Origin of the sequence: Rhizobium sp. CG5 (genome assembly GCF_023701945.1) — a bacterium.
In the GTDB taxonomy this organism is placed as follows: domain Bacteria; phylum Pseudomonadota; class Alphaproteobacteria; order Rhizobiales; family Rhizobiaceae; genus Allorhizobium.
In genome coordinates this window covers 129690-154245 of record NZ_JABAEF010000003.1, presented here as the reverse complement: position 1 = coordinate 154245, position 24556 = coordinate 129690, and the positions used below count along the sequence as shown (strand labels likewise).

Below are 24556 nucleotides of genomic sequence, written 5' to 3'. Positions count from 1 at the left end.
TTTCAGTAATCCCAGAACTACGGAAATCCGCTTGTGCAGGTCGGGTGATCCCCCTCCGCCCGGCCGCTCTTGCCCTCTGCTACCCCGGTCTCGCCGACGGGCAGGGTTGCAGCGCAGCGCTGCGCTCCAACCCAAGCCCATAGGAGAACGACCATGACCACGACCGCAAACAGCATCCCGACCGTCGAAAATGGCGCGACGGTTTTCATCCCGCTTAACAAGCTCAAGAAGCACCCGAAGAATGCCCGCAAGACCCCGCACAGCGAGGCGTCTATCGAGGCGAAGGCAGCGAGCATCGCCGCCAAGGGCATCTTGCAAAATTTGGTGGTGGAGCCGGAGCTTGATGCGGCGGGCGAACCGACCGGCGGCTATCTCGTCACCATCGGCGAAGGCCGCAGGCTGGCGCAGATGCTCCGAGTGAAGCGCAAGGAGATCAAGAAGACCGAACCCATCCGCTGCGTCATCGACACGGCGAACGACGCGGCGGAGATCAGCCTTGACGAGAATGTCACCCGCGAGAACCTACACCCCGCTGATGAATACGAGCGCTTCCGCGAGCTTTCGGAAAACCACGGATGGGGCGCGGAAGAAATCGCGGCCCGCTTCGGCGTGTCCCCACATGTGGTGAAGCAGCGGATGCGTCTTGGCGCTGTCAGCCCCAAGCTGTTGCAGGCTTACCGCGACGGCGAACTAACCTTGGATCAGTTGATGGCCTTCGCCATCACCGACGATCACGCGCGGCAGGAACATGTCTATCAAAACCTGTCCTATAACCGCGATCCGTCCATCATCCGGCGTGACCTGACCAAGATGAACGTGGCGGCGACGGATCGGCGCGCGGTTTTCGTCGGCGCGCAAGCCTATGCCGAGGCGGGCGGCAACATCATCCGCGACCTGTTCACCGAGGATCGCGGCGGCTTCTTTGAAGACCCCGCCTTGCTGGACCGGCTCGCCATCGAGAAGCTGGAGTGGGTCGCCGCTGAGGTGCAGGAGGCCGAGGGGTGGAAGTGGACTGCCGCCTATCTCGACTTCCCCCATGCCCATGGGATGCACCGCGTCTACCCGCATTCGGTGGAGCTTTCGGAAGCGGACGCCGCTTCCTACGACGCCGCGCAGGACGAGCTTGAGCGCCTGACGGCGGAATGGGAGGACGCCGATATTGACCTCCCGTCCGAAGTGGACGCCCGGTTCGCGGAGCTTGAAGCCGAGATCGAGCGTATCAACGCGCTGCGCCACGCCTACGATCCCGACGAGATCGCGCGCGGCGGTGTGTTCGTCGTCGTGGCCCATGACGGGCAAGCTCGTATCGAGCGCGGCTTCATCCGGGCCGAGGACGAGGCACCGGAGCCGGAAGCCGTCGAGGATGGCGAAACTGTCATCGACGGGGTGCGCGTCAATGGTGATGGTGAGATCATCGACGGCGACGAGCAGGACGGCGAAGGCGACCACGTTCCCGCAAGTGAGCCGGAAGAAGAAGATGCCGGGGATGACGGCAAGCCGCTGCCGGATTCGCTTATCCGCGACCTGACCGCACATCGCACCCTTGGCTTGCGTCTCGCCCTTGGCGAGCAGCCGGATATGGCGCTGATCGCGGTCATCCACACGCTAGCCGCGCAGACCTTCTATAAGGGCGGAGGCGAGGCCCATTGCCTCGAAATCCGTCCGACCAGCAACTACCTCGCGGCCCACGCGGACGGCATCGAGGACACGGCGGCGGCGAAGATGCTGGCGGATCGCCATGCCGGATGGGCGGCGGACATGCCGTGCGATGTGGCCGACCTCTGGGGGTTTGTCGCCGGTCTGGACTATGCGAGTCTGATGGCCTTGCTCGCGCATTGCGCCTCGCTCACCGTCAATGCGGTGAAGCTGCCGTGGGAAACCAGCAAGCGCCGCGCTCATGAGACGGCGGACAAGCTGGCGACGGCGGTGACGCTCGACATGACGGCGCACTGGACACCGACCGTGCGGGCTTATCTCGGTCGCGTCACCAAGGCGCATATCCTCGCCGCCGTGCGCGAGGCCCTTGGCGACGAGGCGGCGGAGCGGATCGCGGACATGAAGAAGCCGGCGATGGCAGAAACCGCCGAGCAGCTTCTGGCCGGGACCGGCTGGCTCCCGCCTGTGCTGCGCACCGAGCGGCCCGAGGCGTTCGCCACCGACGCCGATGTGATGGCACCGGAAGCACAGAGCGATGACCATTTCGTCGTCGCAGCGGAATGATCGCCGAGCCGGGACCGCGCAAGCGGTCCCGGCTTCTCACTGAAAAAATCGCGGCCGCGCGGTTGCCCGCGCGGCCGGCTCACCTCGACCATCGCAATGACACATCCTGTTCATGGTCGACAGGACAGGCACGGATCGCCAATACTGCACCATCCTCGAAGGAAGGAGCGATTGATCGGCAACCCGCGCCAGGCGTGAAGGAGAAGAATCATGGTCGCCGTAATGTTCATGAGCGTTGCTCTGATCGCAATGCTTTGCGTCCTGGCCTATACGCTCGCAGTCTATGCGCTGCCTTTCATGCTCGGCCTGACCGCCGCGCACTTCGCCTATCAGACCGGCTCCGGCTTCATCGGCGCGGGCCTCGTGGGGCTGGTGGCAGGCGGTGCGGCCTTCGGCGTCCTGGCGCTGCTGTTCGACACGCTGCGCTCACCTACCTTGCGCCTGATTGTGGCGCTGGTCTTCGCCACGCCCGCCGCCGTTGCGGGATATGCACTCGTCCACGGCGTCACCAAAGAATCCGTACCGTCCGAAATCTGGCGGCAAATCTTCTGCATCATTAGTGGCGGTTTCGTTGGCGTGTCGGCCGTGATGCGGCTAGCGATTCCAGCCGCCACGCTCCACCTGACCAGAACACGATAGCGCAGTCCCCCCGCTAATCAGATGATACCCACTTAGGTGCCGGGCCGCTCGGAAAGGACCATTCGCGACCGGTTTTTTCCTTCAGCTTTTCCAGTTGTTTTTGTAGTCGGCTTATCATCAGCTCATCGAGAAAGATAACCAGCGGTTCCCACTCAAGCGCACCTCCGACATGAAACCCCATGTTGAAGCTGACACTTAGATCGAACTTGCCTCCTTCGAAGCCAATGACCAAATTTCCGCTGATCGTATCGTGACCAACATTGTGCGCATATCGCTTATTGCGAAGTTCAACTATGTTGTCATGCACCGGGCGAAGCTTTGCTGGTAACGCTTTTCGAGAAACACCGCTCCCCAAGCCGCCGTCGACGAGGCGGCAGTATGTCGTGACGAATGCCAAGGTCAGCATATCGTTCTCTAGCGTCCACTCCATCGTCGCTTCAAAGTTAGTGGAAGCCAATCGGTGCTGAATGTAGCGGAGACTTGCCATCGTGGGAAACGCATGAACTAAGCGGTTCAAGTTATTTAAGCTCTCATCTACGCTCGCGAGAACAGTTTGGCCATCTTCTTTGAGGGCGTAGATGTGCTCCTGCCACTCGGCAGGCAGGTATTTGATCGCCTCCTCGGGGAATGCGACGTATTCTTTCTCGTCATCCTCTTCCACGTCACCATCCTTGCTTTCAGCATTTTGCTTCAAGATAGCTCCATACTCGCCGTAAATCCTCGGAATTTGGATCGATTCTACGCTTGGGGCGGCAGCGGTCCTTTCGCCGACGCCCCAATATGGCGAGGCTTCCAGAAGGCTGGCTTTCAGTCGCCGTTGCGGCGGGACCAGATGAGGTTGTGGCCGCGCCGCCCGTGGCCTGTCAGGCGACATAGCAAGGCCGGGAAACGCGGATCATCCGACAGGCCGGAGCTATTGGCGTGGCATCATGCGCGCGGACGTTCGGCAGCATCGTTCGAGGTCAACGCAACGATGGGAAAGTAGGACCGAACGTTCGTCACGCTCACCGGGGACAGTTGCCGAGCCATGACGGCGAGGATCAGGGCGGTAGTGCGTCGGCCTGCGAGGCCCACGCCGTTTCCGTTCTCGAGCGGCGAGGCGCAGGGATAGCCGCCATTGCCGTATTTCCCCGATTTCCTGAAACGGGCGCTCCATCCGCGATCTCGATTGGCATGGGTCTAGCCGGAGGACGGCTTCGCCTCGCTCGTCTCCGCAACGTCCATCGCCAACTTTTTTCCGCCGCCTTCGGCTTTGCATCGCGAAGCAAAAAAGCCGTCTCCGGCCGCCTTCCACTTCGTTCCAGCCCTCACGGGTGCAGGGCCGAGAGCCCCCGGTCAAACGCCCCCCCATCGAGGTCGCAATGGTGCGGCCCGACAGGAAAGGAATACGGCAATGGCGACCATCGGCACCTTCACCAAGAACGAAAACGGCGCGGGCTTCACCGGCGCGGTCAAGACCCTGACCCTCAACGTCAAGGCCAAGTTCGTCCCCTCCGAGGGCGAAAGCGAGCGCGGCCCCGACTTCCGCATCTTCGCCGGTGCGACCGAGTTCGGCGCGGCCTGGAAGAAGACCGCCCGCGAGACGCAGCGCGAATACCTCTCCGTCAAGCTGGACGATCCGAGCTTCCCGGCCCCGATCTACGCCAGCCTGGTCGAAGCAGAAGACGGCAGCGGCCACAACCTCATCTGGTCCCGCCGCAACGGCGACTGAAAGCCAGCCTCCCAAGAAGTCCCGCCGCGAGCGGGGCTTCTCTATGCTCATGGCCGCCACCGCGTGAGCCTACGGCTTCAAAAGACTTTTGATCTTATCCAGACTCCAATAGGGGTCGATAAAAGGACATTTGTAATTTGGTCCGAGTTGCTCGCGTTCGGCGTCATCGAAAAAATCTTTGGCGGCCTCGTGTAGATCTTCGGGGATAATCAAAAAGGCCGGATCGGTTTCCTTGAAATGGAGATCGCCGGTGTGACGCCATTCACGCTCCCATTCGAAGAAGTATGACGAACTTCCATACTGTCCGGGTAGGTCGACGAAAGGTGCCACACGCCAGATCGGATCGTCTGGGTTCCCCGCTGCGCCATCGATAAGTGAGCGTAAGGCCAAGGCGTGCGGCGTATCCTGATAGGCATAAAGGATCGGACCTCCGTTGCGCGCGACGATGAACTCTTTTCGGAAGACGATTCCGTATGAGCCGCGCTTGTCGGCCAGACGTTTGAGCTGATGCAGCGGCACTTCGCTGAAACAAACACATGGTGATGATTCTGTGTGATTCTTGCCGATGCCGAAGCGGTTACGCGCTTCGAGACGGCGACTCGCAAGAATGGAGATCGAATTATCGTATTCGCTGCTCGCCGCCGACTTCTTTGTAAAATGAACAACAAACGGGGACATATCTTCCCAGTTTGGATGGGTCGGTCCAATCAGCTTCTGCACCACAATTTTCTCCGAACGACTCAGTGAGCGCCGCAAGCGGCACGATTAATCTATTGAAACACTAAGGGCGCTGCCCTCGCGCGGCGCAAGGGACCGCTGACGCTCGACCGGGCCGGTCTCCCCAGCCTTCCTCCACATCGTTCCTCCGTTCCGTGCAGGCCGGGTGATCCCCCTCCGGCCCGGCCGCCCTTGCACCTTTCTACCCCGGTCTCGGCGACGGCCAGGGTTGCAGCGCAGCGCTGCGCTCCAACCCAAGCCCATGAGGATCAAGACCATGTATCACCAGCTCGCCACCCGGTTCGGTCGCAACTCGCATCAGATCAGCGGGCGTGAAGCCCTCGACAATGAAGCCCTTTACCGTCACGTCCCTTCTATCTTCGCCCGCGAGGCCCATGACAGCCGTTCCGAGCGTTACGTCTATGTCCCGACCATCGATATCGTGGAGGGGTTACGCCGGGAGGGGTGGTTTCCATTCTTCGCCGTGCAATCCGTTCCGCGTGACGACAGCCGCCACGGCCACGCCAAGCATATGCTGCGTCTGCGCCGGGATGACGGCATCGGCAAGCCGCAGGCCGCCGAAGTCATCATCGTGAACAGCCATGACGGGACCAGCGCCTATCAGATGTTCGCCGGGATGCTGCGTTTCGTGTGCACTAACAGCATGATTGCGGGCGAGCGGTTCGAGGAAATCCGCGTGCCGCACAAGGGCAATATCCAGCATGACATTATCGAGGGAGTTTATACGGTCGCGGAAGACTTCCCGCGCTTGATCGACGCCAGCGAAACCATGAAGGAAATCCGCATTTCCGAGGATGAGCGCCGTGTTCTGGCTGAGGCAAGCCTTGTCGCCCGCTATGGCGAGGATGGAAGTCCGCTGCGCCCCGAACAGATCATCGAGCCGCGCCGCCGCGAGGATATGGGCGGGAGCCTTTGGAGCACGTTCAACGTGATTCAGGAGCATTTGACCAAGGGCGGGCTGCGCGGCCAGAAGCGCAACGCCGAAGGTCGCATACGCCGCAGCCAGACCCGCGCCATCAACGGTATCGACCAGAACGTGACGCTGAATCGGGCGCTCTGGACGCTGGCAGAAGGAATGCAGCGATTGAAAGGATATTGATCGCGAGGGCGACAGGGCCGCCGACTTCGCGGCCCTGTCCTTCACCACAGACTTTCAGCACCCCCCAAAAAAACCGCGCCGATCCGGCCGTGCGGATCGGCGGCGCGCGGTCACGCTCGAAAACATGGCCGCGCTCGCCGGGTTGCGCCCGGCTCGCAGAATCACACAAGCACTCTTAAGAATAAAATAACCAAGACGGTGATCGCGTTAGGTGCTTCAGTTATCTTAACAGCACGACTACAGTTACTTTCAGCCATATTTGAAGCTCTCTATCCGGGCATTGCTTTGCATGAGCCCGGATAGAGAGGTAACGCCATGCTGAGCATCGACTGGCGTTCACCGGCGGCATACAAATTTGCCAAGAGCATCCCCGCTGCCGGTTTCGCTTGGGAATATCTTCGCCGCGACGACGATTATCGCCGCGAGTTTCAGGCAATGACCGCCACGAGCGAGCAAGATCCCGAATTGCTTGAAGCCTTCGTGCAACGCTGGGGGCTACGATTTTCCGACCGATCCTGAAACACCGTCTGATCGGCAATCACTGTTCTGGAATCCGAGCCTTCAGCCACAGGCGATATTGCTCTCTCCAGTGTGGCATCGCGACGGCGAGACGGAACCAATCATCACGCTGGCGCATCTCGACGGCCTCGACCTGCGCCGCGCTACAGACGGCTGGCATGGCATCTGGCAGGTCGATGGCACCGCCCATCAATTCTGGTTGCCGCAAGCCGTTCCCGATGCGGCGGCTTTCTACGCAGCATCCTTGCCGATGGATTCCTTTCTCGAACTGCGCGCCCATGCCGCTCGTCGATTCTGGCGCGCACTCAACGGCCGTCCGCCGGGTCCCGATTTTCGCGCATTGCCCGCCCAGCTCCGGCAATGGCACACCCTATCCCTGCGCGCTCTCGACGCTCGCCTTCGCGGTGAGAGCTACCGTGCCATCGCCGAAGTCCTACTCGGCTTTCACGGCACAAAGGAGGATTTCGAGGTCGATCCACGCAAGAACAAGGCCCGCCGTCTTGTCGCTCACGGCATCAAGATGATGCGCGGCGGCTATCGGCTGCTGCTGCACTATCCGATCAAGTCGCCGCCCAGATGAGGCCCACCGATCCAAACGGAGATCACTCGTGTCCGCTACCCAGCATAACGCTAGCGGCAGCCTGCTCCAGAATGCGCCGGTAGCCTGAATGGGAAAGCCATTGCGCGCGGGCGAGATGGCTTTCCCAGCAGCGGCGGCTACACGCTTCTTCTGCGACAGGATCGCGGTGTAGGACGATGCGGGCAACCTCTTTCCAGTCCGCGCCGTCCCGGCTCGCGTCCAGCAGGCGCAGATAGGTGACGTAGTGCTGTTCATCATAGGGCGTGATGATGTTTCCGCTCGGTGCTTCGTCGGCCACATCAGGATTGAGTTCGACTGCAACCCGCATTGGCACTCCCATTCCCGAGAGGGTTTCGTCTGCGGTGCGCCCCCGCAAACATCCTCTCTGACTCTTGGTGATCGGGGAGTTCGAAACCGTGACTAGACGGCCCCATGGCCTTTAGCTCGGAAAGCCTGTTGTATACGCCACAGGCTCCCCGACCATAGGTCAAGAAGTGTGTTGCCGTATCGGCCGGCAACAACCGCTAATCAGGGGTTTCGACGCCCCGGAGCAGCGCGTCTGCTCCGATTTCAGCCATAGCCGAACCGCGTGGGAATGTCTTCGCCGAATCCTCGCGGCTGGCAATGACCGCTGAATTACCTCAACTTATTTGCTTCACTGTAGCTTCTCCGGGGTGCCGCCTGCGCATGAGCGCAAATGCGGCACGCTATCCGCCGCCGATCCCTCGCCATGGTTCGCCATAGCCCGCTGTCACCACCGACAGCGGCAACCCTGACCAACCCGGAGGTGATCCCATGGCCATCCGCCCCAACGCGGAGATGCCGCCGCGCCTGTTGCGCACACAGGAAGCAGCCCGCTTCCTCGGCATTTCCATCCGCACCCTTGAGAAGCACCGGACCTACGGCACCGGCCCGACCTATCGCAAGATCGGCGGCCGCGTCCTCTACACCATCCGCGATCTGGAAACCTGGTCCGAGATCGGCACCCGCAAATCCACCCACGATCCCAACGCCGGCACGGTCTTTCCCGCGCGTCCGCTGACCCCTGAAGAGCGGGGTAAGTGCTGAATGCTGCGCGACGACGATCACAGACCCGCGCAGCTCGGCGACGCCAGCGAGCGCAGCCGCCTCGACCCCTTCGTGGTCGCAACCGGAGACGCCGCGCCGCGCGACCAGCGCGATTTGATGGAGCGGCCTTTCTTCTCGCTGGCGAAGACGCCGCGCACCAAGCCGATTCTCTACAAAGCAGCCGATGTCGAAGTGCAGGTGCTCGCCATGCCCGAGCACGGCATGGCGACCATATGGGACGCGGACGTGCTGATATGGGCGGCCTCGCAAATCGTGGCCGCCGAGAACAACGGCCTCAACACGTCGCGCTTCTTCCGCTTCACACCCTATCATTTGCTGCGCGCCATCGGACGACCGACGGGCAACCGCCAATATGTGTTGTTGAAAGCCGCGCTCGCCCGTCTGCAATCCACCGTCATCGCCACGACGATTCGCAACGGCCCGCATTGGCGGCGTCGGCAGTTCTCATGGATCAACGAATGGGAAGAGATGACGACGCGCGCCGGCCGCGTCGAAGGCATGGAATTCGTCCTGCCCGAATGGTTCTACAACAGCGTTGTTGACCGCTCGCTGGTTCTCACCATTGACCCGGCCTATTTCCGGCTGACGGGCGGCATAGAACGCTGGCTATACCGTGTCGCCCGAAAGCACGCCGGCCACCAGCACACCGGCTGGCTGTTCGAGGTCGCCCATCTCCATGTGAAGTCCGGCAGCCTCGCTCGCGTTTCCGACTTCGCGCTCGACCTGCGCCGCATCGCGGCCCGCCAACCGCTCCCCGGCTATCACCTCCAGATCGAGCGAAAAGACGGCCGCGAGTTGGTGCGCATCCGCCCCGAAAACCTGTCCACAGTGCCTGTGGAAACGCCTGTGAATACCATCGGCACATCAGGCGCACGGGGTATCGGCACATCGGGCGCAGCTCTATCGGCACATCAGGCGCACGAACCGCAGTTAAGCCTTTGGTCTACGACGCGGAATCCGACCGCTAACTTAGAATCTAACAGAGAAACTAACTCTTCTTCTTTGATGCGCGCGCACGCGAGGCGTGGTGCCGGTGCCGCCCGATCCGTCGCCGACGTGCTGCGCGACATGCTCGCCCGCGACCTCTCTGACAATCAGGGAGATCGACCATGAGCGGCAAAGCCTCCCGCCGCGCGCATGGCCGTCCACTGCCGGACGGACCAGCGCCGTTCACCACCCTGGTCGAGCTGACCTTCCAGAAACAGAAGATCGAGCATTGGATACGCTTCGGTCGCAAGAGCTACGAACAGATTCTCGACCGTCGCCGCAGCATCGTCGGCTTTGCGCCGGAAAATATCTTCGCCTTTGTCCGCTGGGCCGCAGGCGAGCATGGCACGATCATTTCGCGCATCGACATCGTGCGCGCCATCGGTCGCGGCGAGCCGTTCCAGACGCTGCCCTTCGTCCGTCCTGGCGGCGAAATTCTGCTCCGCCTCGACGGTTGGTCGAAGGTCCAGCGCGCCCTTGGTGCGATCGACGCGGTGGAGGCGCTTGGCCTCGATCCGGCCGACGCTTCGCCCGATCACTGGCGGCACGTCCATAACCGGCTGACTGCCGGTCTGGAGCCGAGCCCCTACACGCCCGAGCGTCATGCGGCATGGATCGGTCGCCGAAGGATCGACCCATGAGCCGCCGCCGCATTCTCGCGGTGACGTTGCTCGCCATCGTCGGCATTGCCGCCACCAGCGCCGTCGAGACACCGACGAAACTCATCTGGAACGCCACGGCGAGCGCGCCGGTCGGCTTCTACACCATCGAGCCGGCCGACCGGATCGAAGTGCCGGAACTCGTCGCCGTTATGCCACCCGAACCGCTCGCCGGCTTCATGGTTGCGCGCGGCTATGTCGGTCGCGGCGTGCCGCTGCTGAAGCGCGTCATCGGCTTGCCGGGCCAGCGGGTTTGCCGCAGCGGCCGCACCGTCACCGTCGACGGCGTGGAGATGGGCGACGCGCTCGACCGCGACCGGATCGGCCGCGATCTGCCCGTCTGGCAAGGCTGCCGCGTCATCGCCGACGGTCAGCTTTTCCTCATGAATTGGGACGTCCGCGATAGCCTCGACGGCCGTTACTTCGGCCCCATCCCCGCAAGCTCCGTCATCGGCCGGGCGCTGCCGCTCTGGACCGACGAGGAAGGCGACAGCCGCTTCGTCTGGCGCGCACCGACGCACTGACCATCCCCACCACAACCACCAGCGAAGGAGATTACCCATGCCACAGATCGGTCAATTCACGCGCGAGGAATCCGGCTTCACCGGGCGCGTTCACACGCTCACGCTTTACCGCGAGATCACCATCGCTCCCACCGAACATTCGGATGCGGAGAACGCGCCGGACTATCGCGTCCACCACGGAGCCGACGACGGCCCGGAGATTGGCGCGGCGTGGAAGCGCACCGGCGAGAAGGCCGGCGAATATCTTTCCGTGCTGCTCGACGATCCGGCCCTGCCGCAGCCGATCCGCGCCAACCTGTTCCGCGACGACGATGCGGGAGCGTCGTGGTCGCTGCACTGGAGCCGCCCGAAACCGCGCGAAGAGCGGGATTAAGGCCATGCGGTCCCGTGTCATCATCGCGCTCAAAGTCTTCATCCCATTGTTCGCGGAAAGGCCGTCTCATCCCTTCGTCCCGCTCGACCACAGGACGGCCGGCGCGCGCAGCGAAGGTCAAGGGCGGCCATCGGCCGGCGCCTCGCGCGTACCCTTAACCGTAGCGAGCACGCTGGCAGGTTGGCGTCGTGGCGGAGAAAGGTCGGCATGGCGTTATGCCGTTTTCCTGCTCGCTGGCGTGCTTGCGCTCGGCACGGGACCGGCCGTGACGCTCGCGCAATCCGCACCTATCATGCAGACGGTCGCCGTCGATGCTCACGCAGGGCATATCGCGGAGGCGTCGCAGCGTTTCGGCATCCCCGAGCGCTGGATTCGCGCCGTCCTGCGCGCCGAGAGCGCGGGCGACGTGCGCGCGATCTCGTCGGCGGGCGCGATGGGGTTGATGCAGGTTATGCCCGATACCTGGGCGGGCCTGCGCGTCCGCTATCGGCTCGGCCGCAACCCCTACGATCCGCGCGACAACATCCATGCCGGCACGGCCTATCTGCGTGAAATGTGGGACCGCTACGGCACTATCGCGGCGATGCTCGCCGCCTACAATGCCGGTCCCGGCCGCTACGACGAGTATCGTTTGACGGGCCGCGTGCTGCCCGCCGAAACCCGCGCCTATGTCGCTGCGCTTACACCGACGCTTGGCGGCGCGGTCGCATCCGAGACGCCGGAGCAGCAGGCCGCACCGCCACCAGATTGGCGCGATGCACCGCTCTTCGTCATGCGCCCGAGCGACAGGCGGGTCGCCGATCCCGTGCAGACTATCGGCACATCAGGCGACGGTCGCGCCGCCGTTCCGGTGCGTGAGCGCCGCAATACGGAGCCGCGAGACGGCAGCATGTTCGTAGCGCGCGCAGGCGACGGAGGAGCACCATGATGACGGCATTCCCGCGCTCGCTCGTGTTCATTCCGGTGTGCAGTCAGGCAGGGTCGCGCCTGGCTGCGTTCTCGGTAGGAAGGGCGGAAAGGGCAGAAAAGGCGGAGGGCAAGATAAAGGAAACCGGCACCATGTCGGTCTGGTTTCAGGGCAAGCCCTTGTCTGCACACTGTTTGGGGGAGCCGCGAGCGGCACCATGGTTTTGGACCCCACGTGCCGCGTGTCCGCGCAAAGCCTTGGCTTTGCAGAGTTTCGACCGGCACTCTAGCCCGAATTCAGGCGTTTTTCGGCTGGTTGGGCCGGAGGCGCATCCATGAGCGCCGACGACGAATTCCGCTTCCGGCCGAGACCCGGCCGCATCCGCGCCGATACGCCGAAGGCGGGTAAGGCCAAGAGCTTTCTCACGCAGGCGAAGAAGATCGCGCGCCAGCATAGCAACGCTCCGGCCAGATCGTCGGCGCGGCCGGCGCAGCGCGCTAACTCATCCCCCGGCGCGAAGAGCGGCAGAGCTTCCGGCGCGGCCAAAGGTCCGGGCCTCAAGCGCGGGCGCGGCGCGGCCTTCGTGCGCGCCCGCACACTCTCTGGTGGCTGGAAGCACAGCGCGCCCGGAATGCGCCGCATCATCGTCAAAACCCGCTATGTCCAGGGCGCGGGCATGAACGGGAAGTCGGCCGCGCATCTGCGCTACATCCAGCGCGACGGCACCTCACGCGACGGTGAGAGCGGCCAGCTCTATTCCGCCACCGAGGATCGCGCCAATGGTTCGGCCTTCGTCGAGCGCGGCGCGGACGATCGCCATCAGTTCCGCTTCATCGTCTCGCCCGAGGATGGCGCGGACCTGTCCGACCTGACGGCTTACACCCGCGACCTCATGAGCCAGGTCGAAACCGATCTCGGCACGAAGCTCGATTGGGTCGCGGTCAACCACTACAACACCGGACATCCTCATGTGCATGTCATCGTCCGGGGCAAGGACGAACTGGGCGAGAACCTTGTCATCAATGGCGACTATCTCGCCAACGGGATCAGGGAGCGCGCCGGCGAATTGACCACGCTCGAACTTGGTCCCGTCACCGAGATCGAGCAGAGCCGCAAGCTGTCGGCCGAGATTGACCAGGACCGTTTCACCCGCATCGACCGGGCCATGACCGAGGAAGCCGATGAACGCTTCCTCGACCTGCGCCATGAGCCGGCCGATCCGAAACGCCAGTTCAATCGCACGCTGCGCCTGCGCCGTCTCGCCAAGCTGGAGAAGATGGGCCTCGCCACCGAACATGCTCCGGGCGTCTGGGAATTGAGCGAGCGCATGGAACCGGCTCTGCGCGATCTGGGCGAACGTGGCGACATCATCCGCAATATGCACAAGGCGCTGAAGGCGGACGGCATGGAGCGCGACCCCATGACCTTCCATATTCACGGCGCTGCACCCGAGACGCCCATCGTCGGCCGCGTCATCGACAAATTTCTCACCGACGAGCTGGGCGAAAACCTGACCGTCGTGGTGGATGGGATCGACGGCCGGACGCACCATGTCGCCGGCATCGACGCCGCCCGCGTCGCGGACGCCCGGATCGGCAGCATCATCGAGGTTGGCCCCGCCGAGACCGCGAGCCGTCCATCCGACCGAACCATCGCGGCCATCGCCGAGGGCGGCGTCTATCGCCCGAGCCGCCATCTCGAACAGGCGAAGTTCGAGGGCCGCGTTCCGGGCGGCGATTACGAAGGCTATGTCGATGCGCATGTCCGCCGGCTGGAGGCGCTGCGCCGCGCCGGGATCGTAGAGCGGATCGAGGCCGACCAGTGGCGCATCCCCGAAGACTTCGAGAGCCGTACCGCCGCCTATGACGCCGGCCGCAACCGGCAGGCCAATATCCGTATCCTCTCCGCCGCCCGGTTGGAACAGCAGATCGGCTCGGACGGCGCCACCTGGCTCGACCGGCGGCTTATCTCGGCCGAGGCATCGGATCTCGCTCCGTCCGGCTTCGGGCAGCAGGTCCGCGAGGCGATGGATCGTCGCCGCGAGCATCATATCGGTCTGGGTGACGCCGCGCTTCAGCAGAACGGCCGCATCGCCTATAGGCGCAATCTCCTCGCCACACTGCGCGAGCGCGAGGTGGCTCGTGTCGGCAGCGAGATCGCCGCGACCAAGGCACTGCCGTTCCGCGCCGCCACGGACGGCGAGACCGTCGCCGGCAAGTTCACCGGGACCGTGCAGTTATCGAGCGGCAAGTTCGCCATCGTCGAGCAAAGCCACGAGTTCACCCTTGTTCCATGGCGGCCCGTCATTGACCGTCATCTTGGCCGAGACGTTGCGGGTGTCGTGCAGGGCGGATCGGTTTCGTGGCAGTTCGGCCGGCAAAGAGGAATCGGCCTGTGAGAAGGTTCACAAGCGAACCGCTTTCCTTTGCAGTTGCGAGGTCCACCGACACTGCGATTACATCCGGTATCTCGCCAGGAATTCTTGCGCCACGGCCTCGCTCGCGTCTGCTGATTTGGCTGAATTGCGAAGTTTTTTGTCTGAACTCTGCAATGCGGAAACGGCCCAAGTTAATATGATAGCACAACTCAACTTCAAAATTTGAGCCTGCCGCTGCGCAGCTCAGGAGCTGCGCTATGAACGTAGATTCGTCTGACTTTCCTTTCGTTCGCATGAACAACGACGCTCCGAGCGTTGCGCCAGTGGAAGAACTACTGCGGCAGTTCTCAGATCTTCTGGCGCGGAACGAAGCCTTCCTTTTCATGAGCGAAGGCGCATTCGACACCAGCGGCGACAACGTCGAAGACCGCAAGAAGGTGTCGCTCTGGATGAAAGCCAACAAGGGCGAGATCCGCCGACTCGTCAAAGGGCATATCCATGTTCAGCCGGACACCGTGAAGCGCGTAGCCGCCAAGGCATTTGCGCTCATATCCGAGAAATTCTGGGGCTATCCCATGTTCATCGTCGCCACGCCGGAAGAGGCCCAGGAGAAGGCTGCGGCGCTTTTGGCATCCTGAGCATCAACGCAGGAGACCTCTTGATGCTCGTCGGCGGAGAAGTATTCGACGCAGCCTATGTGGACAGGATCGACAGCCCGATCATCGTGATCGGATTGGGCATGGCGACCGATAGCTGGGAGCATCCAATCCACAGCCATCGCAAAGCCCAGCTCATCTTCGCCGATACCGGCCTCATCACGGTCGAAACCGAAGAATGCGTCTGGGTCGTGCCGCCCCAGAGCGCGGTCTGGATTCCCGGTGGGATGGTGCACCGCGCCCGTAATTCCGGTGACCCCAAGGGGTTTGCCGTCTTTATCGAACCACGGATCGCCGGCGCATTGCCGGACACCTGCAGCACGATGGCTGTATCGCCATTCCTGCGGGCGCTGCTCGAGCGAACTGCGGCTTTGCCTTCGGAGTACGATTCTTTTGGCCCGCAGGCGCGGTTGATGGGGGTGCTGCTCGACGAACTGGCGGCCGCACCGCCGGAATGGCTCCACCTGCCGATGCCGAGCGACCCGCGTTTGAGGAAGCTCGCCGATGCGATGCTCGCAACTCCTTCCGACCATACCACTCTCGATCAATGGGCCGGCCGGGTCGGCATGAGCGAACGCAACATGGCGCGGCTGTTCGTATCGGAGACAGGCCTCTCCGTCAGCAAATGGCGGCGCCACATGCACATCATCACCGCCTTGCCGCTGCTGGCTCAGGGCCAGACGATCCAGTCGGTTGCGGACGAACTCGGATATGACAGTCCCGGAGCCTTCGTCACCATGTTCCGCAAGGAAGTGGGTGCGCCGCCACGCCGTTTCCTGGCCGAGCGCACGGCCAATATCCGCGCACCCTTGAACATTCCTTCCGGAGGTTTCTATGAGTATCAGTGAGGCGGCACCGCCTGGAAAAAAGCAAAGTCCCATCGGGCAGGTTCTGCAACCGATCCGCGGCCGGTTGACCGTGGCGGCCGTCATGGCGGGGCTCGGAACCGCAATGACTCTGGCCCCCCTGGCCGGCATCGCGCATATCGCCAAGATCGCCCTCAGCGATACTGATCTGTCAGCCATCGCAGCGCTTGGACAAGCGCAGGCAGAAGTCTGGCAGACCGTCCTGTTCAGTCTGCTCAGCCTGTTTGCCGGGCTCGCTCTGGTTTCGTGCGCGGAACTGCTCGCGCACCTCGCCGACAATCATGTCACCCACCATTTGCGGGTCGCGGCCACACGGCGACTGTCACAGGTGCCGCTCGGGTGGTTTACCGGCCGCGCCTCGGGCGAGGTCAAACAGGCCATGCAGGACGATGTCGGCACGCTGCATGACCTGACGGCCCATTTCTACACCACGATGGGCCGCGCAATCGGCGCCATGGTGGCGTCGGTCATCTATATGTTCTTCATGGACTGGCGGATGGCCATCATCTCCATCCTGCCGTTCCCGCTGTTTTTCGTGATCTTCGGCGCCTCCATGAAGAGCGGTGAAGACCGCATGAATCAGTTCGTCACCGGCCAGGCCCGCATCAACAACGCCGTCGTCGAGTTCATCAACGGCATTCCCGTGGTCAAGGCGTTCGGGACGAGCGGCAAGGCGCATGCCGGCTATCGGCAGGCGGTCGATGCCTTCACCGAAGCATTCCTTGGCATGACGCGCCCGTTGCTTCGCTCGGTCGCAATGGCCAATGCCGTCATCGCGCCGACGACGGTGCTGGGCGTCGTGCTGGCGGCGGGTACCGCGTTCGTGGCGCTGGGTTGGATCGCGCCCGTCGACATTCTGCCGTTTGCCCTTGTGGCGCCGGGGATATCGGCCTCGCTGGTGATGATCGGCTACATCACCCATGGACTGCGCAACGCAACGGGTGCTGCGGTGCGGGTGCAGGCTCTTCTGGATACGCCGGTGCTCGATCAGCCGGCGGCAGGCTCCCTGAAAGCCCCCGAACAGACCGAGATCCGCGTCGAAAACGTCTCTTATGCCTATGACGAGCAGAATCCCGTTCTGTCCGATGTCAGCTTCATACTGAAGCCTGGCACGGTAACGGCCATCGTCGGCTCGTCAGGCGCAGGTAAGTCGACGCTCGCCCGCCTGCTGCTTCGCTTCTTCGACCCGACCGAAGGCCGCATCACGCTCGGCGGCGCCGATTTGAGGCACATCCCCACGCCGGAGCTTTATCGCAAGATTGGCTTCGTCCTACAGGAAGTCCGCCTGATCCACGCCAGCGTGCGCGACAACATCGCTCTCGGTCGGTCCTCGGCCACCCAGCAGGAGATCGAGGAAGCGGCCCGCGCTGCCAACGTCCACGAGCGCATCGTCAGCCTGCCGCGCGGATACGCTTCCGTCATCGGCGAGGATGCGCAGCTTTCCGGCGGTGAACAGCAGCGCATCAGCATCGCGCGAGCGGTCCTGCTCAATCCGCCGATCCTTGTGCTCGATGAGGCGACAGCCGCGGCCGATGCGGAGAACGAGGTCGCGATCCAGGAGACGCTTTCGAGCTTCGCCAAAGGACGCACATTGCTGGTCATCGCTCACCGTCTCGACACCGTCATGCACGCGGACCGCATCATTGTTATCGAAAACGGCGCAATCCGCGAACAGGGCGACCACGCTGAGTTGCTAGCCCGAAGTGGCCGCTATGCCCAGCTCTGGGCTTTGAGTGGTCACGACGCCAACCAGAAAGAGGCCGCTCCGACATGCTGAACACACTGACCCAACTGCTGGGTGCTGACGCCCCTGTCTTCCGCCGCTATGTCCGCATGGCCGCCATTTATGGGCTGCTGAGCGGTCTGACGATCACAGCGCTCGTGCCCGTCATCAGCAACCTCCTGCTCAACCAGACACAAACTGCCGCGTCCTGGCTCCTTTTCTTCTTCGTCGGCGTGCTCGCCTGCTGGGCGCTGCGCCGGTACGTCGAGGAGGCCGGCATGGGGGTGGGCACGGCCATCGTCCAGAGCGCGCGCCACCGGATCGGTGATCACATCGCCAGCCTTCCGGTCGGATGGTTCTCGCCCGAGAATACCGCACGCCTCAGCCATGTCGTGTCGCACGGCATGATGGAGGTCGCACAGCTTCCCGCGCACCTGTTCACTCCGCTGATCAGCAGCGCCGTGACACCGATCGTCATCGTGCTGGCCCTGCTTGCCCTGAACTGGCAGATGGGTCTCATTGCACTGGTTGCATTGCCGATCCTCGCGGGCATCTTTGTCATCGCCTCGCGTCTGGGGATGGCGGCAGATGAAGGATTCCATCACAAGGCGGCCGCGACCAGCCAGCGCATCGTCGAGTTCGCTCAGGCACAATCGGTCCTGCGCGCCTTCAACGGCGAAGGTGGCGGCACGCGCTTTCTCGAACAGGCGATCGAAGACCAGCGCAAATCGGGCTTGAAGCTCATCTATATGTCGGCGGTTTCCGTGGTCCTCAATGCGTGGGTGGTGCAGGTCATCTTCGCGGCCCTGCTGATAGTCGGCGCGCTGTGGCTGAACAGCTCTCTGGGCGCCGGTCTGGAAGCCGAGACAATGATCGCGGTCATCGTCGCATTGATGCTGGCCAATCGTTTCATCGACCCCTTGCTCGACGTTGCGGGTTATGGCGAGGCGATGCGCAGCGCGCGCGGCCAGCTCAACGCCATCCGCGACATCTTCGCCATAGCGCCGCTGCCGCAGGCGCGTTCGCCGCAAGCACCACGCGACGGGTCGGTCGAAATGCGCGACGTGTCTTTCCGCTATGAGACGGCGCAGCCAGACGTGCTGAAGGGTGTAAGCCTGCGTATCGCCCCCGGTTCGATGACGGCTCTGGTCGGGGCATCCGGTTCGGGCAAGACCACGCTTGTCCGCCTCATCGCGCGCTTCTTCGATGTGACCGGAGGCAGTGTTGCGATCGGCGGCATCGACGTGCGGGACATGTCGGACGATCAGCTTTCGGGCCAGATCAGCCAGATCTTCCAGAACACCTATCTGTTCCAGGGCAGCATTGGCGACAACATCCGCCTTGGCAAACCGGGTGCCAGCGATACGGAGGTGTTGGAGGCCGCACGGCTCGCCGGCGTTGCCGAAATCATCGCACGGCTGCCGCAAGGGCTGGAAACGCCGGTCGGTGAAGGTGGTGCTCGTCTTTCCGGAGGCGAACGGCAGCGCATCTCAATCGCGCGCGCCCTGATCAAGGCCGCTCCGGTTCTCCTGGTCGATGAAGCAACGGCCGCTCTCGATGCCGAAAATCAGGCGGCCATCGCGGAAACGCTGGCCAGACTGCGCGGCAAGCGCACCCTGATCGTCATAGCCCATCAGTTGTCTACGGTGGCCATGGCCGATCAGATCGTCGTGCTCGATGACGGCAAGATTGCTGAACAGGGCTCGCACGACGAGTTGAAGACGAAAGGCGGCCTCTATTCGCACTTCCTGGCGCAACGCCAGACCGCCAAGGGGTGGCGCATAGCTGCCTGACGGCCCGCTGCGCTTCCCCGTATCGTCTCAACACTGGCGTCTTGGGCATCTCCTGGGACGCCAGCAGCAATTAAGCCTGAAGATGGTCATACGTCGCAAATTCAACGCTCACAAAGCCCTGCTGATCGTCGGGCTTATCTTTGTCGCAACAAGCCTTCGCGGGCCTGTTACCGCCGTCGCACCAATTCTGGGCGAACTGCAATCGACGTTTGATCTTTCATCGGCTCTAGCCGGCTTCCTGACGACGCTGCCTTTGATCGCCTTTGGTGTCCTCTCGCCATTCGCAGCGATCTTCGCCCGGGAATATGGCCTCGAACGAGCCCTGTTCGGATCTCTTCTCATAACAATCGCGGGCATAGCGGTGCGCTCGGCCGGACCAGTGTGGTGTCTGTACCTAGGAACTGTCGTTTTTGGGGCTGGGATTGCCGTCAGCACCGTGCTGCTCCCCGGCATATTCAAGCGGGATTTTCCCGCTCATGTTCCCACCATCACCGGTATAGGCGCAATCAGCATCGGTGCCGCGTTCGCATCCGCAACTGCGGTTCCTCTGTCCAATGTCTGTGGATGGCAGATTGCGCTCGGGTCCGTCCTGGTGTTTCCAGCCGTTGCATTGGCAGCATGGCTTCCTCAACTGCGACATCCCTCCAGGCCAACACCCGACACCCCCAGCCCACCGCATGGAGGACCGGTCTGGCGATCTGTCATTGCCTGGCAGGTTACACTGCTCATGGGCGTCACTTCGCTGCTTTACTATGCGCTGGTCGGCTGGCTGCCAGCCATCTTGACCTCAAGCGGTTTCTCCGCTTCGCAAGCCGGCACACTTCATGGCGTGATGCAGTTCGCCTGGGCAGTACCGGGTCTCGTCCTCGGACCGATCGTTGCCGGCCTGAAGGACCAGCGATGGCTAACTGCGCTGATGGGCATCCTTACCGGCATTGCGTTCGTGGGACTGTACATTGCTCCCAGCTTGGCAGCTCTTTGGGTTCCGTGTTTTGGATTAGGGACAGGCGCTGGCATGCTGCTCGCCCTCATCTTCATCGGATTGCGTACCGGGAACGCTTCTCAGGCTGCTACCCTCTCCGGGATGGTTCAGTGCATTGGCAACCTGCTGGCCGCTTGTGGCCCTCCGCTCGCCGGGCAACTCCATCATGTGGTGGGAAATTGGTCCCTCCCGATAGCTGTTGGCGGCGTTCTTTCTGTTAGGATGGCAGCCCTTGGAACGCTGGCGGGGCGAGCGCGCATGATTGCGGCGTTGCCGTCTCCATTTCCGTACAATCGCAACTAAATGCCGTCACCAACATGCGGCGCCGGCATCTCAACGACAAAAATTCGCGAAATACATTGCGCCTATTCGGCGGCCGCATCTCCATGGCTTCCCTGGTTCAAACTCTTGCTGTCGCCGAGTACCTCAGCTTCCATAAGGCAGCGAAGGCGCTCGGCATCAGTCAGTCGAGTGTCAGTGCGAGGGTAAAATCACTTGAAGAAGAGCTCGGAATTCTTCTCTTTCATCGCAATACCCGCGGCGTCAGCCTCACTGAAGCTGGACGGCGTTTCGTCGAACAGGTGGATGAAGCAATGGTCATTCTCGACGATGCCATCAAGACAGCCGGCATGCGGGCGCATGGTGTAGAGGGACATCTACGTGTTGGAATACACTCTTTAACAACTGGAGGTGCATTGGATCATCTGCTCCGGCGATTTCGCTCTGAGCATCCTCTTATCCAACTGCACATTTCTGAAACCAGCGCCCGCGATGCGCAGATTAAGGTCAGGGAAGGAAAACTCGATATCGCCTTCATGGCTGACATTAAAGAAATCCCGGACCTTCATTCTCGTGTAGTTTGGCACGATCGCGTGATGGTGGCCGTATCAACAACACATCGTCTGGCAAGCAGGTCGAGTATAGATTGGCAACAACTCGCCGATGAACCCTTTCTTGTTAGGCAAGGCGGATCAGGCCCGCAGGTGCAAGAACTGATCGTACTTCGCTCGGTTGGACGATGGCCAATTCCAAACATCATCCGCTTGGATATTGGTAATAGTGCTCTCCTTTCGATGATAGCGGCTGAGCACGGTATCTCGTTGTTTTTGGAGGAAAGCGCCCTGACGCCAGTGCCAGGCGTGGTTTTCCTGCCCATTGCCGATGAGCCTGAGAGCGTTCGTTTTTCGGCGGTATGGTCTCCGAACAATCGCAGCCCCGTGCTCTCAAACCTGCTCAGTGTTGCACTTAAATTGCGTCAATCGTCAGTCCTGCTCAATTCTCCGTCTTTACCGGCTGGGTCCACGAAAAACGATCGATCATAATACGGCTCGGTTGAGCAAGGCCGCTCTGGATGGGCTGGCCTTCGCGCTTGGCAGCTTGCTAAGTCTAGCGCCGCCGCCCGCACGACGGCTCGATCCGTGAGAGATCGCTACCGGATACACAGGCGATCGCTTGACCAAACCATCCTATTTGTACGCCACAATATCCGGCAGCCCTCCCGCATCACCATTCCTGTTGCCACTCTCGGAAACGCCTATTCTCTGATCGGCTCCAACATTTTTGCCGATTGGAGCCTGTATGCGTGGAGGCCGAATACTCTGGGGTCAGATCGCCGTCGTCCTGACCATCGTTTTCGTCATGACCTGGACGGCGACGCAATGGACCGCATGGCGGCTCGGATTCCAGCCCCAGCTTGGCCATCCGTGGTTCGAGCTGGCCGGATGGCCAGTCTACTATCCACCAGCCTTCTTCTGGTGGTGGTTTTCTTTCGACGCCTACGCACCCGCGATCTTCACCGAAGGCGGGATCATCGCTGTATCTGGCGGCATTCTCGCCATCGCTGCTGCCATCCTCATGTCGATCATCCGAGCGCGAGAAGCGCGGAACGTAGCCACCTATGGCTCCGCCCGATGGGCGGGGGACAAGGAAATCCGATCCGCAGGCCTGCTCGGCCCCGATGGTGTCGTGCTCGGCCGCTATGATCGCGACTATCTGCGCCATGACGGCCCGGAGCATGTGTTGTGCTTTGCCCCGACGCGAAGCGGCAAAGGTGTCGGCCTTGTCGTGCCGACGCTGCTGACTTGGCCGGGAAGCTGCATCGTCCATGACATCAAAGGCGAGAACTGGAGCCTGACAGCCGGCTTCCGCGCCAAGCATGGCCGCGTCCTGTTGTTCGATCCGACCAACGTGCAATCCTCAGCCTACAATCCGCTCTTGGAGGTGCGGCAGGGCGAATGGGAAGTCCGCGACGTCCAGAACATTGCGGACATTCTGGTCGATCCCGAAGGCAGCCTCGACAAGCGCAACCATTGGGAAAAGACCAGCCACAGCCTGCTTGTCGGTGCGATTCTGCATGTTCTCTACGCGGAGCCCGACAAGACGCTGGCCGGCGTCGCGAACTTCCTGTCTGATCCTCGCCGCCCGGTGGAAGCCACCTTGCGCGCGATGATGGACACGCAACATTTGGGCAGGGCCGGCGTTCATCCCGTCATCGCATCGTCCGCGCGGGAACTGCTCAACAAGAGCGACAATGAACGGTCGGGCGTGCTTTCGACCGCCATGTCCTTCCTCGGCCTCTACCGCGATCCGGTCGTGGCGCGGGTGACGGCACGCTGCGACTGGCGTATTGCCGATCTTGTCGGAAGCCGGAAATCCGTTAGCCTCTACCTTGTCGTGCCGCCGTCCGACATCAATCGCACCAAGCCGCTGATCCGCCTGATCCTCAACCAGATCGGCAGGCGGCTCACCGAAGAACTAACGACCTCCAGTAAGCGCCATCGTCTGCTGCTGATGCTGGACGAGTTTCCCGCGCTCGGTCGTCTCGACTTCTTTGAGTCGGCGCTCGCCTTCATGGCCGGCTACGGCATCAAGGGCTTCCTGATTGCGCAGAGCCTCAATCAGATCGAGCGCGCCTACGGCCAGAACAATTCGATCCTCGACAATTGCCATGTGCGGGTGAGTTTCGCGACCAATGACGAACGCACCGCCAAGCGCGTTTCAGACGCCTTGGGCACGGCGACCGAGCTGCGCGATTCCACCAACTATGCGGGCCATCGGCTCTCACCCTGGCTCGGCCATCTCATGGTGTCGCGGCAGGAGACAGCGCGGCCGTTGCTGACGCCCGGCGAGATCATGCAGCTCCCACCCACCGACGAGATCGTCATGGTGGCAGGAACGCCGCCGATCCGCGCCACCAAGGCTCGCTATTTCGAGGACGCGCGGTTGCAGGAGCGCATTCTGACTCCTCCAGACCTTGCGGCCCTAGTGCCTGCTGCAAATCCGGCCACATCGGACGACTGGTCCGCCCGCGTTGTCTCGGCGGCGGATGGAGCATCCGCGACCACTACGGTCCACGCCGATGGCGACACAGCCAATGCCGGCATCCGCCGCGAGCCGGAATTGCCCGAGCATGAGGAAATCGTCGCGCCGCCACCGTCGCCGGCACAGGAGTTCGAGTTGCTGGACGACGAGCCCGACGTGGACGCGGCCAAGGCCAACGCGATGCGTGCCCAGATGCGCGTGGTCGCGCGGCAGGCGTCATTGGACCCCGGTGACGGGATCGAGCTTTGAGGAACGCGCCATGACGACTCGCACCCGCATGAATGTCTATTTCGACCCGGCGCTACTCAAACAGATCGACGCGCTGGCGCACCGCCGGAAGGTGTCGAAATCCGCCATCGTCGAAGCCGCCGTCGCATCCTTCCTGTCGGGCGATGCGAGCGAAAAACTGGAAGCGGCCATGTCGCGCCGTCTCGATAAGCTCGGCCGCCAGATCGACACGCTCGATGAAGATCTCGCCGTGCTCGGCGAAGCCGTCTCGCTGTTTGTCCAATTCTGGCTCATGGTCACACCGCCGCTACCAGACGGCGCGCATGCATCCGCCAAGGCAAAAGGTGCGGAGCGGTTCAAGGGTTTCATGCAGACGCTCGGCCGTCGATTGGCGACGGGAGACAGGTTCCTCAAAGAGCTGTCGCGCGATGTCGAGTCGGTCCCCGACGATCCCGCGGCAGATCAATTCGAGACGAACAGCGATCCCGCCTGAATAGTCGACCGTCCTATTCGCCGCCGATAGCCGCCGATCCCCGCACGCCTTCCGATACTTGTTGAACCGGCC

Annotated in this window: 24 protein-coding genes; 21 read left to right on the top strand and 3 right to left on the bottom strand. The window is 62.4% G+C overall.

The window, feature by feature from the left end:
- Positions 1–153 precede the first annotated feature (153 nt).
- Both HGO38_RS06615 and HGO38_RS06610 read left to right on the top strand, forming a co-directional pair.
- A complete protein-coding gene (locus tag HGO38_RS06615) occupies positions 154–2220 on the top strand; it encodes a ParB/RepB/Spo0J family partition protein (RefSeq protein WP_234625112.1) in 2067 nt (688 codons plus the stop codon).
- A 210-nt stretch (positions 2221–2430) separates the two neighbouring features.
- Entirely contained in the window at positions 2431–2859 is a 429-nt protein-coding gene (locus HGO38_RS06610) for a hypothetical protein (RefSeq protein WP_234625111.1), read from the top strand.
- A gap of 13 nt (positions 2860–2872) precedes the next feature.
- On the opposite strand, the gene HGO38_RS06605 is transcribed toward HGO38_RS06610, so the two are convergent.
- The gene (locus HGO38_RS06605) at positions 2873–3553 is read right to left on the bottom strand and encodes a hypothetical protein (RefSeq protein WP_234625110.1); all 681 of its coding nucleotides are present in this window, start codon (positions 3551–3553) and stop codon (positions 2873–2875) included.
- 699 nt (positions 3554–4252) lie between these two features.
- Here HGO38_RS06605 and HGO38_RS06600 point away from each other — a divergent pair.
- Positions 4253–4570 carry a DUF736 domain-containing protein gene (locus HGO38_RS06600; RefSeq protein ID WP_020011524.1) on the top strand — a complete coding sequence of 106 codons (318 nt, stop codon included), beginning with the start codon at positions 4253–4255 and terminating at the stop codon, positions 4568–4570.
- 69 nt (positions 4571–4639) lie between these two features.
- On the opposite strand, the gene HGO38_RS06595 is transcribed toward HGO38_RS06600, so the two are convergent.
- Complete coding sequence (locus HGO38_RS06595; RefSeq protein WP_250955113.1) at positions 4640–5290, bottom strand: abortive infection system antitoxin AbiGi family protein; 651 nt, start codon at positions 5288–5290, stop codon at positions 4640–4642.
- 274 nt (positions 5291–5564) lie between these two features.
- Between HGO38_RS06595 and HGO38_RS06590 the strand changes: the two genes are divergently transcribed.
- From HGO38_RS06590 to HGO38_RS06580, 3 genes are all read left to right on the top strand, one after another.
- On the top strand, positions 5565–6407 hold the full coding sequence (locus HGO38_RS06590; protein WP_234625108.1) for a DUF932 domain-containing protein: 843 nt from the start codon (positions 5565–5567) through the stop codon (positions 6405–6407).
- A 315-nt stretch (positions 6408–6722) separates the two neighbouring features.
- Positions 6723–6926 (top strand): transcriptional regulator domain-containing protein, encoded by a 204-nt coding sequence (locus HGO38_RS06585; protein WP_234625107.1) that lies wholly within the window; start codon positions 6723–6725, stop codon positions 6924–6926.
- Positions 6927–6984: 58 nt separating this feature from the next.
- Positions 6985–7506, top strand: a complete 522-nt coding sequence (locus HGO38_RS06580) for a DUF2285 domain-containing protein (RefSeq protein ID WP_234625126.1) — start codon at positions 6985–6987, stop codon at positions 7504–7506.
- Positions 7507–7528: 22 nt separating this feature from the next.
- Here the strand turns inward: HGO38_RS06580 and HGO38_RS06575 are convergent, their stop codons facing one another.
- Entirely contained in the window at positions 7529–7834 is a 306-nt protein-coding gene (locus HGO38_RS06575) for a DNA -binding domain-containing protein (RefSeq protein WP_234625106.1), read from the bottom strand.
- 467 nt (positions 7835–8301) lie between these two features.
- Between HGO38_RS06575 and HGO38_RS06570 the strand changes: the two genes are divergently transcribed.
- The 15 genes from HGO38_RS06570 to HGO38_RS06500 all read left to right on the top strand — a co-directional run bounded on the left by HGO38_RS06570 (position 8302) and on the right by HGO38_RS06500 (position 24484).
- Entirely contained in the window at positions 8302–8574 is a 273-nt protein-coding gene (locus tag HGO38_RS06570) for a helix-turn-helix transcriptional regulator (RefSeq protein ID WP_234625105.1), read from the top strand.
- Entirely contained in the window at positions 8575–9708 is a 1134-nt protein-coding gene (locus HGO38_RS06565) for a replication initiator protein A (RefSeq protein WP_234625104.1), read from the top strand.
- Positions 9705–10223, top strand: coding sequence for a DUF2840 domain-containing protein (locus tag HGO38_RS06560; protein WP_234625103.1), 519 nt, complete (start codon positions 9705–9707; stop codon positions 10221–10223). Before HGO38_RS06565 ends, HGO38_RS06560 begins: the two co-directional genes overlap by 4 nt.
- Positions 10220–10765 (top strand): S26 family signal peptidase, encoded by a 546-nt coding sequence (locus HGO38_RS06555; RefSeq protein WP_234625102.1) that lies wholly within the window; start codon positions 10220–10222, stop codon positions 10763–10765. Before HGO38_RS06560 ends, HGO38_RS06555 begins: the two co-directional genes overlap by 4 nt.
- Before the next feature lie 37 nt (positions 10766–10802).
- Positions 10803–11138, top strand: coding sequence for a DUF736 domain-containing protein (locus tag HGO38_RS06550; RefSeq protein ID WP_234625101.1), 336 nt, complete (start codon positions 10803–10805; stop codon positions 11136–11138).
- Between the two features lie 4 nt (positions 11139–11142).
- Positions 11143–12066, top strand: a complete 924-nt coding sequence (locus tag HGO38_RS06545; protein ID WP_234625100.1) for a lytic transglycosylase domain-containing protein — start codon at positions 11143–11145, stop codon at positions 12064–12066.
- A gap of 313 nt (positions 12067–12379) precedes the next feature.
- Positions 12380–14443: a relaxase/mobilization nuclease domain-containing protein gene (locus HGO38_RS31110; protein ID WP_352230462.1), complete on the top strand. Its 2064-nt coding sequence runs from the start codon at positions 12380–12382 to the stop codon at positions 14441–14443.
- Between the two features lie 236 nt (positions 14444–14679).
- Positions 14680–15060 (top strand): hypothetical protein, encoded by a 381-nt coding sequence (locus HGO38_RS06535; RefSeq protein ID WP_234625099.1) that lies wholly within the window; start codon positions 14680–14682, stop codon positions 15058–15060.
- A 23-nt stretch (positions 15061–15083) separates the two neighbouring features.
- On the top strand, positions 15084–15926 hold the full coding sequence (locus HGO38_RS06530; protein WP_234625098.1) for an AraC family transcriptional regulator: 843 nt from the start codon (positions 15084–15086) through the stop codon (positions 15924–15926).
- A gap of 103 nt (positions 15927–16029) precedes the next feature.
- Positions 16030–17721, top strand: coding sequence for an ABC transporter ATP-binding protein (locus HGO38_RS06525; protein ID WP_250955112.1), 1692 nt, complete (start codon positions 16030–16032; stop codon positions 17719–17721).
- A gap of 104 nt (positions 17722–17825) precedes the next feature.
- Entirely contained in the window at positions 17826–19460 is a 1635-nt protein-coding gene (locus HGO38_RS06520) for an ABC transporter ATP-binding protein (RefSeq protein ID WP_250955111.1), read from the top strand.
- An 82-nt stretch (positions 19461–19542) separates the two neighbouring features.
- Positions 19543–20745 (top strand): MFS transporter, encoded by a 1203-nt coding sequence (locus HGO38_RS06515; protein WP_234625095.1) that lies wholly within the window; start codon positions 19543–19545, stop codon positions 20743–20745.
- A gap of 83 nt (positions 20746–20828) precedes the next feature.
- Positions 20829–21764, top strand: coding sequence for a LysR family transcriptional regulator (locus HGO38_RS06510; RefSeq protein WP_234625094.1), 936 nt, complete (start codon positions 20829–20831; stop codon positions 21762–21764).
- A 256-nt stretch (positions 21765–22020) separates the two neighbouring features.
- Positions 22021–24012 (top strand): conjugal transfer protein TraG, encoded by a 1992-nt coding sequence (locus HGO38_RS06505; protein ID WP_234625093.1) that lies wholly within the window; start codon positions 22021–22023, stop codon positions 24010–24012.
- Positions 24013–24022: 10 nt separating this feature from the next.
- Positions 24023–24484, top strand: a complete 462-nt coding sequence (locus tag HGO38_RS06500; protein ID WP_234625092.1) for a ribbon-helix-helix domain-containing protein — start codon at positions 24023–24025, stop codon at positions 24482–24484.
- Positions 24485–24556 lie beyond the last annotated feature (72 nt).

What these genes read in the sequence shown, in the direction of transcription:
- HGO38_RS06615 (WP_234625112.1), top strand. Translation starts at nt 154, where the DNA reads ATGACCACGACCGCAAACAGCATCCCGACCGTCGAAAATGGCGCGACG.
- HGO38_RS06610 (WP_234625111.1), top strand. Translation starts at nt 2,431, where the DNA reads ATGGTCGCCGTAATGTTCATGAGCGTTGCTCTGATCGCAATGCTTTGC.
- HGO38_RS06600 (WP_020011524.1), top strand. Translation starts at nt 4,253, where the DNA reads ATGGCGACCATCGGCACCTTCACCAAGAACGAAAACGGCGCGGGCTTC.
- HGO38_RS06590 (WP_234625108.1), top strand. Translation starts at nt 5,565, where the DNA reads ATGTATCACCAGCTCGCCACCCGGTTCGGTCGCAACTCGCATCAGATC.
- HGO38_RS06585 (WP_234625107.1), top strand. Translation starts at nt 6,723, where the DNA reads ATGCTGAGCATCGACTGGCGTTCACCGGCGGCATACAAATTTGCCAAG.
- HGO38_RS06575 (WP_234625106.1), bottom strand. Translation starts at nt 7,834, where the DNA reads ATGCGGGTTGCAGTCGAACTCAATCCTGATGTGGCCGACGAAGCACCG.
- HGO38_RS06570 (WP_234625105.1), top strand. Translation starts at nt 8,302, where the DNA reads ATGGCCATCCGCCCCAACGCGGAGATGCCGCCGCGCCTGTTGCGCACA.
- HGO38_RS06565 (WP_234625104.1), top strand. Translation starts at nt 8,575, where the DNA reads ATGCTGCGCGACGACGATCACAGACCCGCGCAGCTCGGCGACGCCAGC.
- HGO38_RS06560 (WP_234625103.1), top strand. Translation starts at nt 9,705, where the DNA reads ATGAGCGGCAAAGCCTCCCGCCGCGCGCATGGCCGTCCACTGCCGGAC.
- HGO38_RS06555 (WP_234625102.1), top strand. Translation starts at nt 10,220, where the DNA reads ATGAGCCGCCGCCGCATTCTCGCGGTGACGTTGCTCGCCATCGTCGGC.
- HGO38_RS06550 (WP_234625101.1), top strand. Translation starts at nt 10,803, where the DNA reads ATGCCACAGATCGGTCAATTCACGCGCGAGGAATCCGGCTTCACCGGG.
- HGO38_RS06545 (WP_234625100.1), top strand. Translation starts at nt 11,143, where the DNA reads ATGCGGTCCCGTGTCATCATCGCGCTCAAAGTCTTCATCCCATTGTTC.
- HGO38_RS31110 (WP_352230462.1), top strand. Translation starts at nt 12,380, where the DNA reads ATGAGCGCCGACGACGAATTCCGCTTCCGGCCGAGACCCGGCCGCATC.
- HGO38_RS06535 (WP_234625099.1), top strand. Translation starts at nt 14,680, where the DNA reads ATGAACGTAGATTCGTCTGACTTTCCTTTCGTTCGCATGAACAACGAC.
- HGO38_RS06530 (WP_234625098.1), top strand. Translation starts at nt 15,084, where the DNA reads ATGCTCGTCGGCGGAGAAGTATTCGACGCAGCCTATGTGGACAGGATC.
- HGO38_RS06525 (WP_250955112.1), top strand. Translation starts at nt 16,030, where the DNA reads ATGACTCTGGCCCCCCTGGCCGGCATCGCGCATATCGCCAAGATCGCC.
- HGO38_RS06515 (WP_234625095.1), top strand. Translation starts at nt 19,543, where the DNA reads ATGGTCATACGTCGCAAATTCAACGCTCACAAAGCCCTGCTGATCGTC.
- HGO38_RS06510 (WP_234625094.1), top strand. Translation starts at nt 20,829, where the DNA reads ATGGCTTCCCTGGTTCAAACTCTTGCTGTCGCCGAGTACCTCAGCTTC.
- HGO38_RS06505 (WP_234625093.1), top strand. Translation starts at nt 22,021, where the DNA reads ATGCGTGGAGGCCGAATACTCTGGGGTCAGATCGCCGTCGTCCTGACC.
- HGO38_RS06500 (WP_234625092.1), top strand. Translation starts at nt 24,023, where the DNA reads ATGACGACTCGCACCCGCATGAATGTCTATTTCGACCCGGCGCTACTC.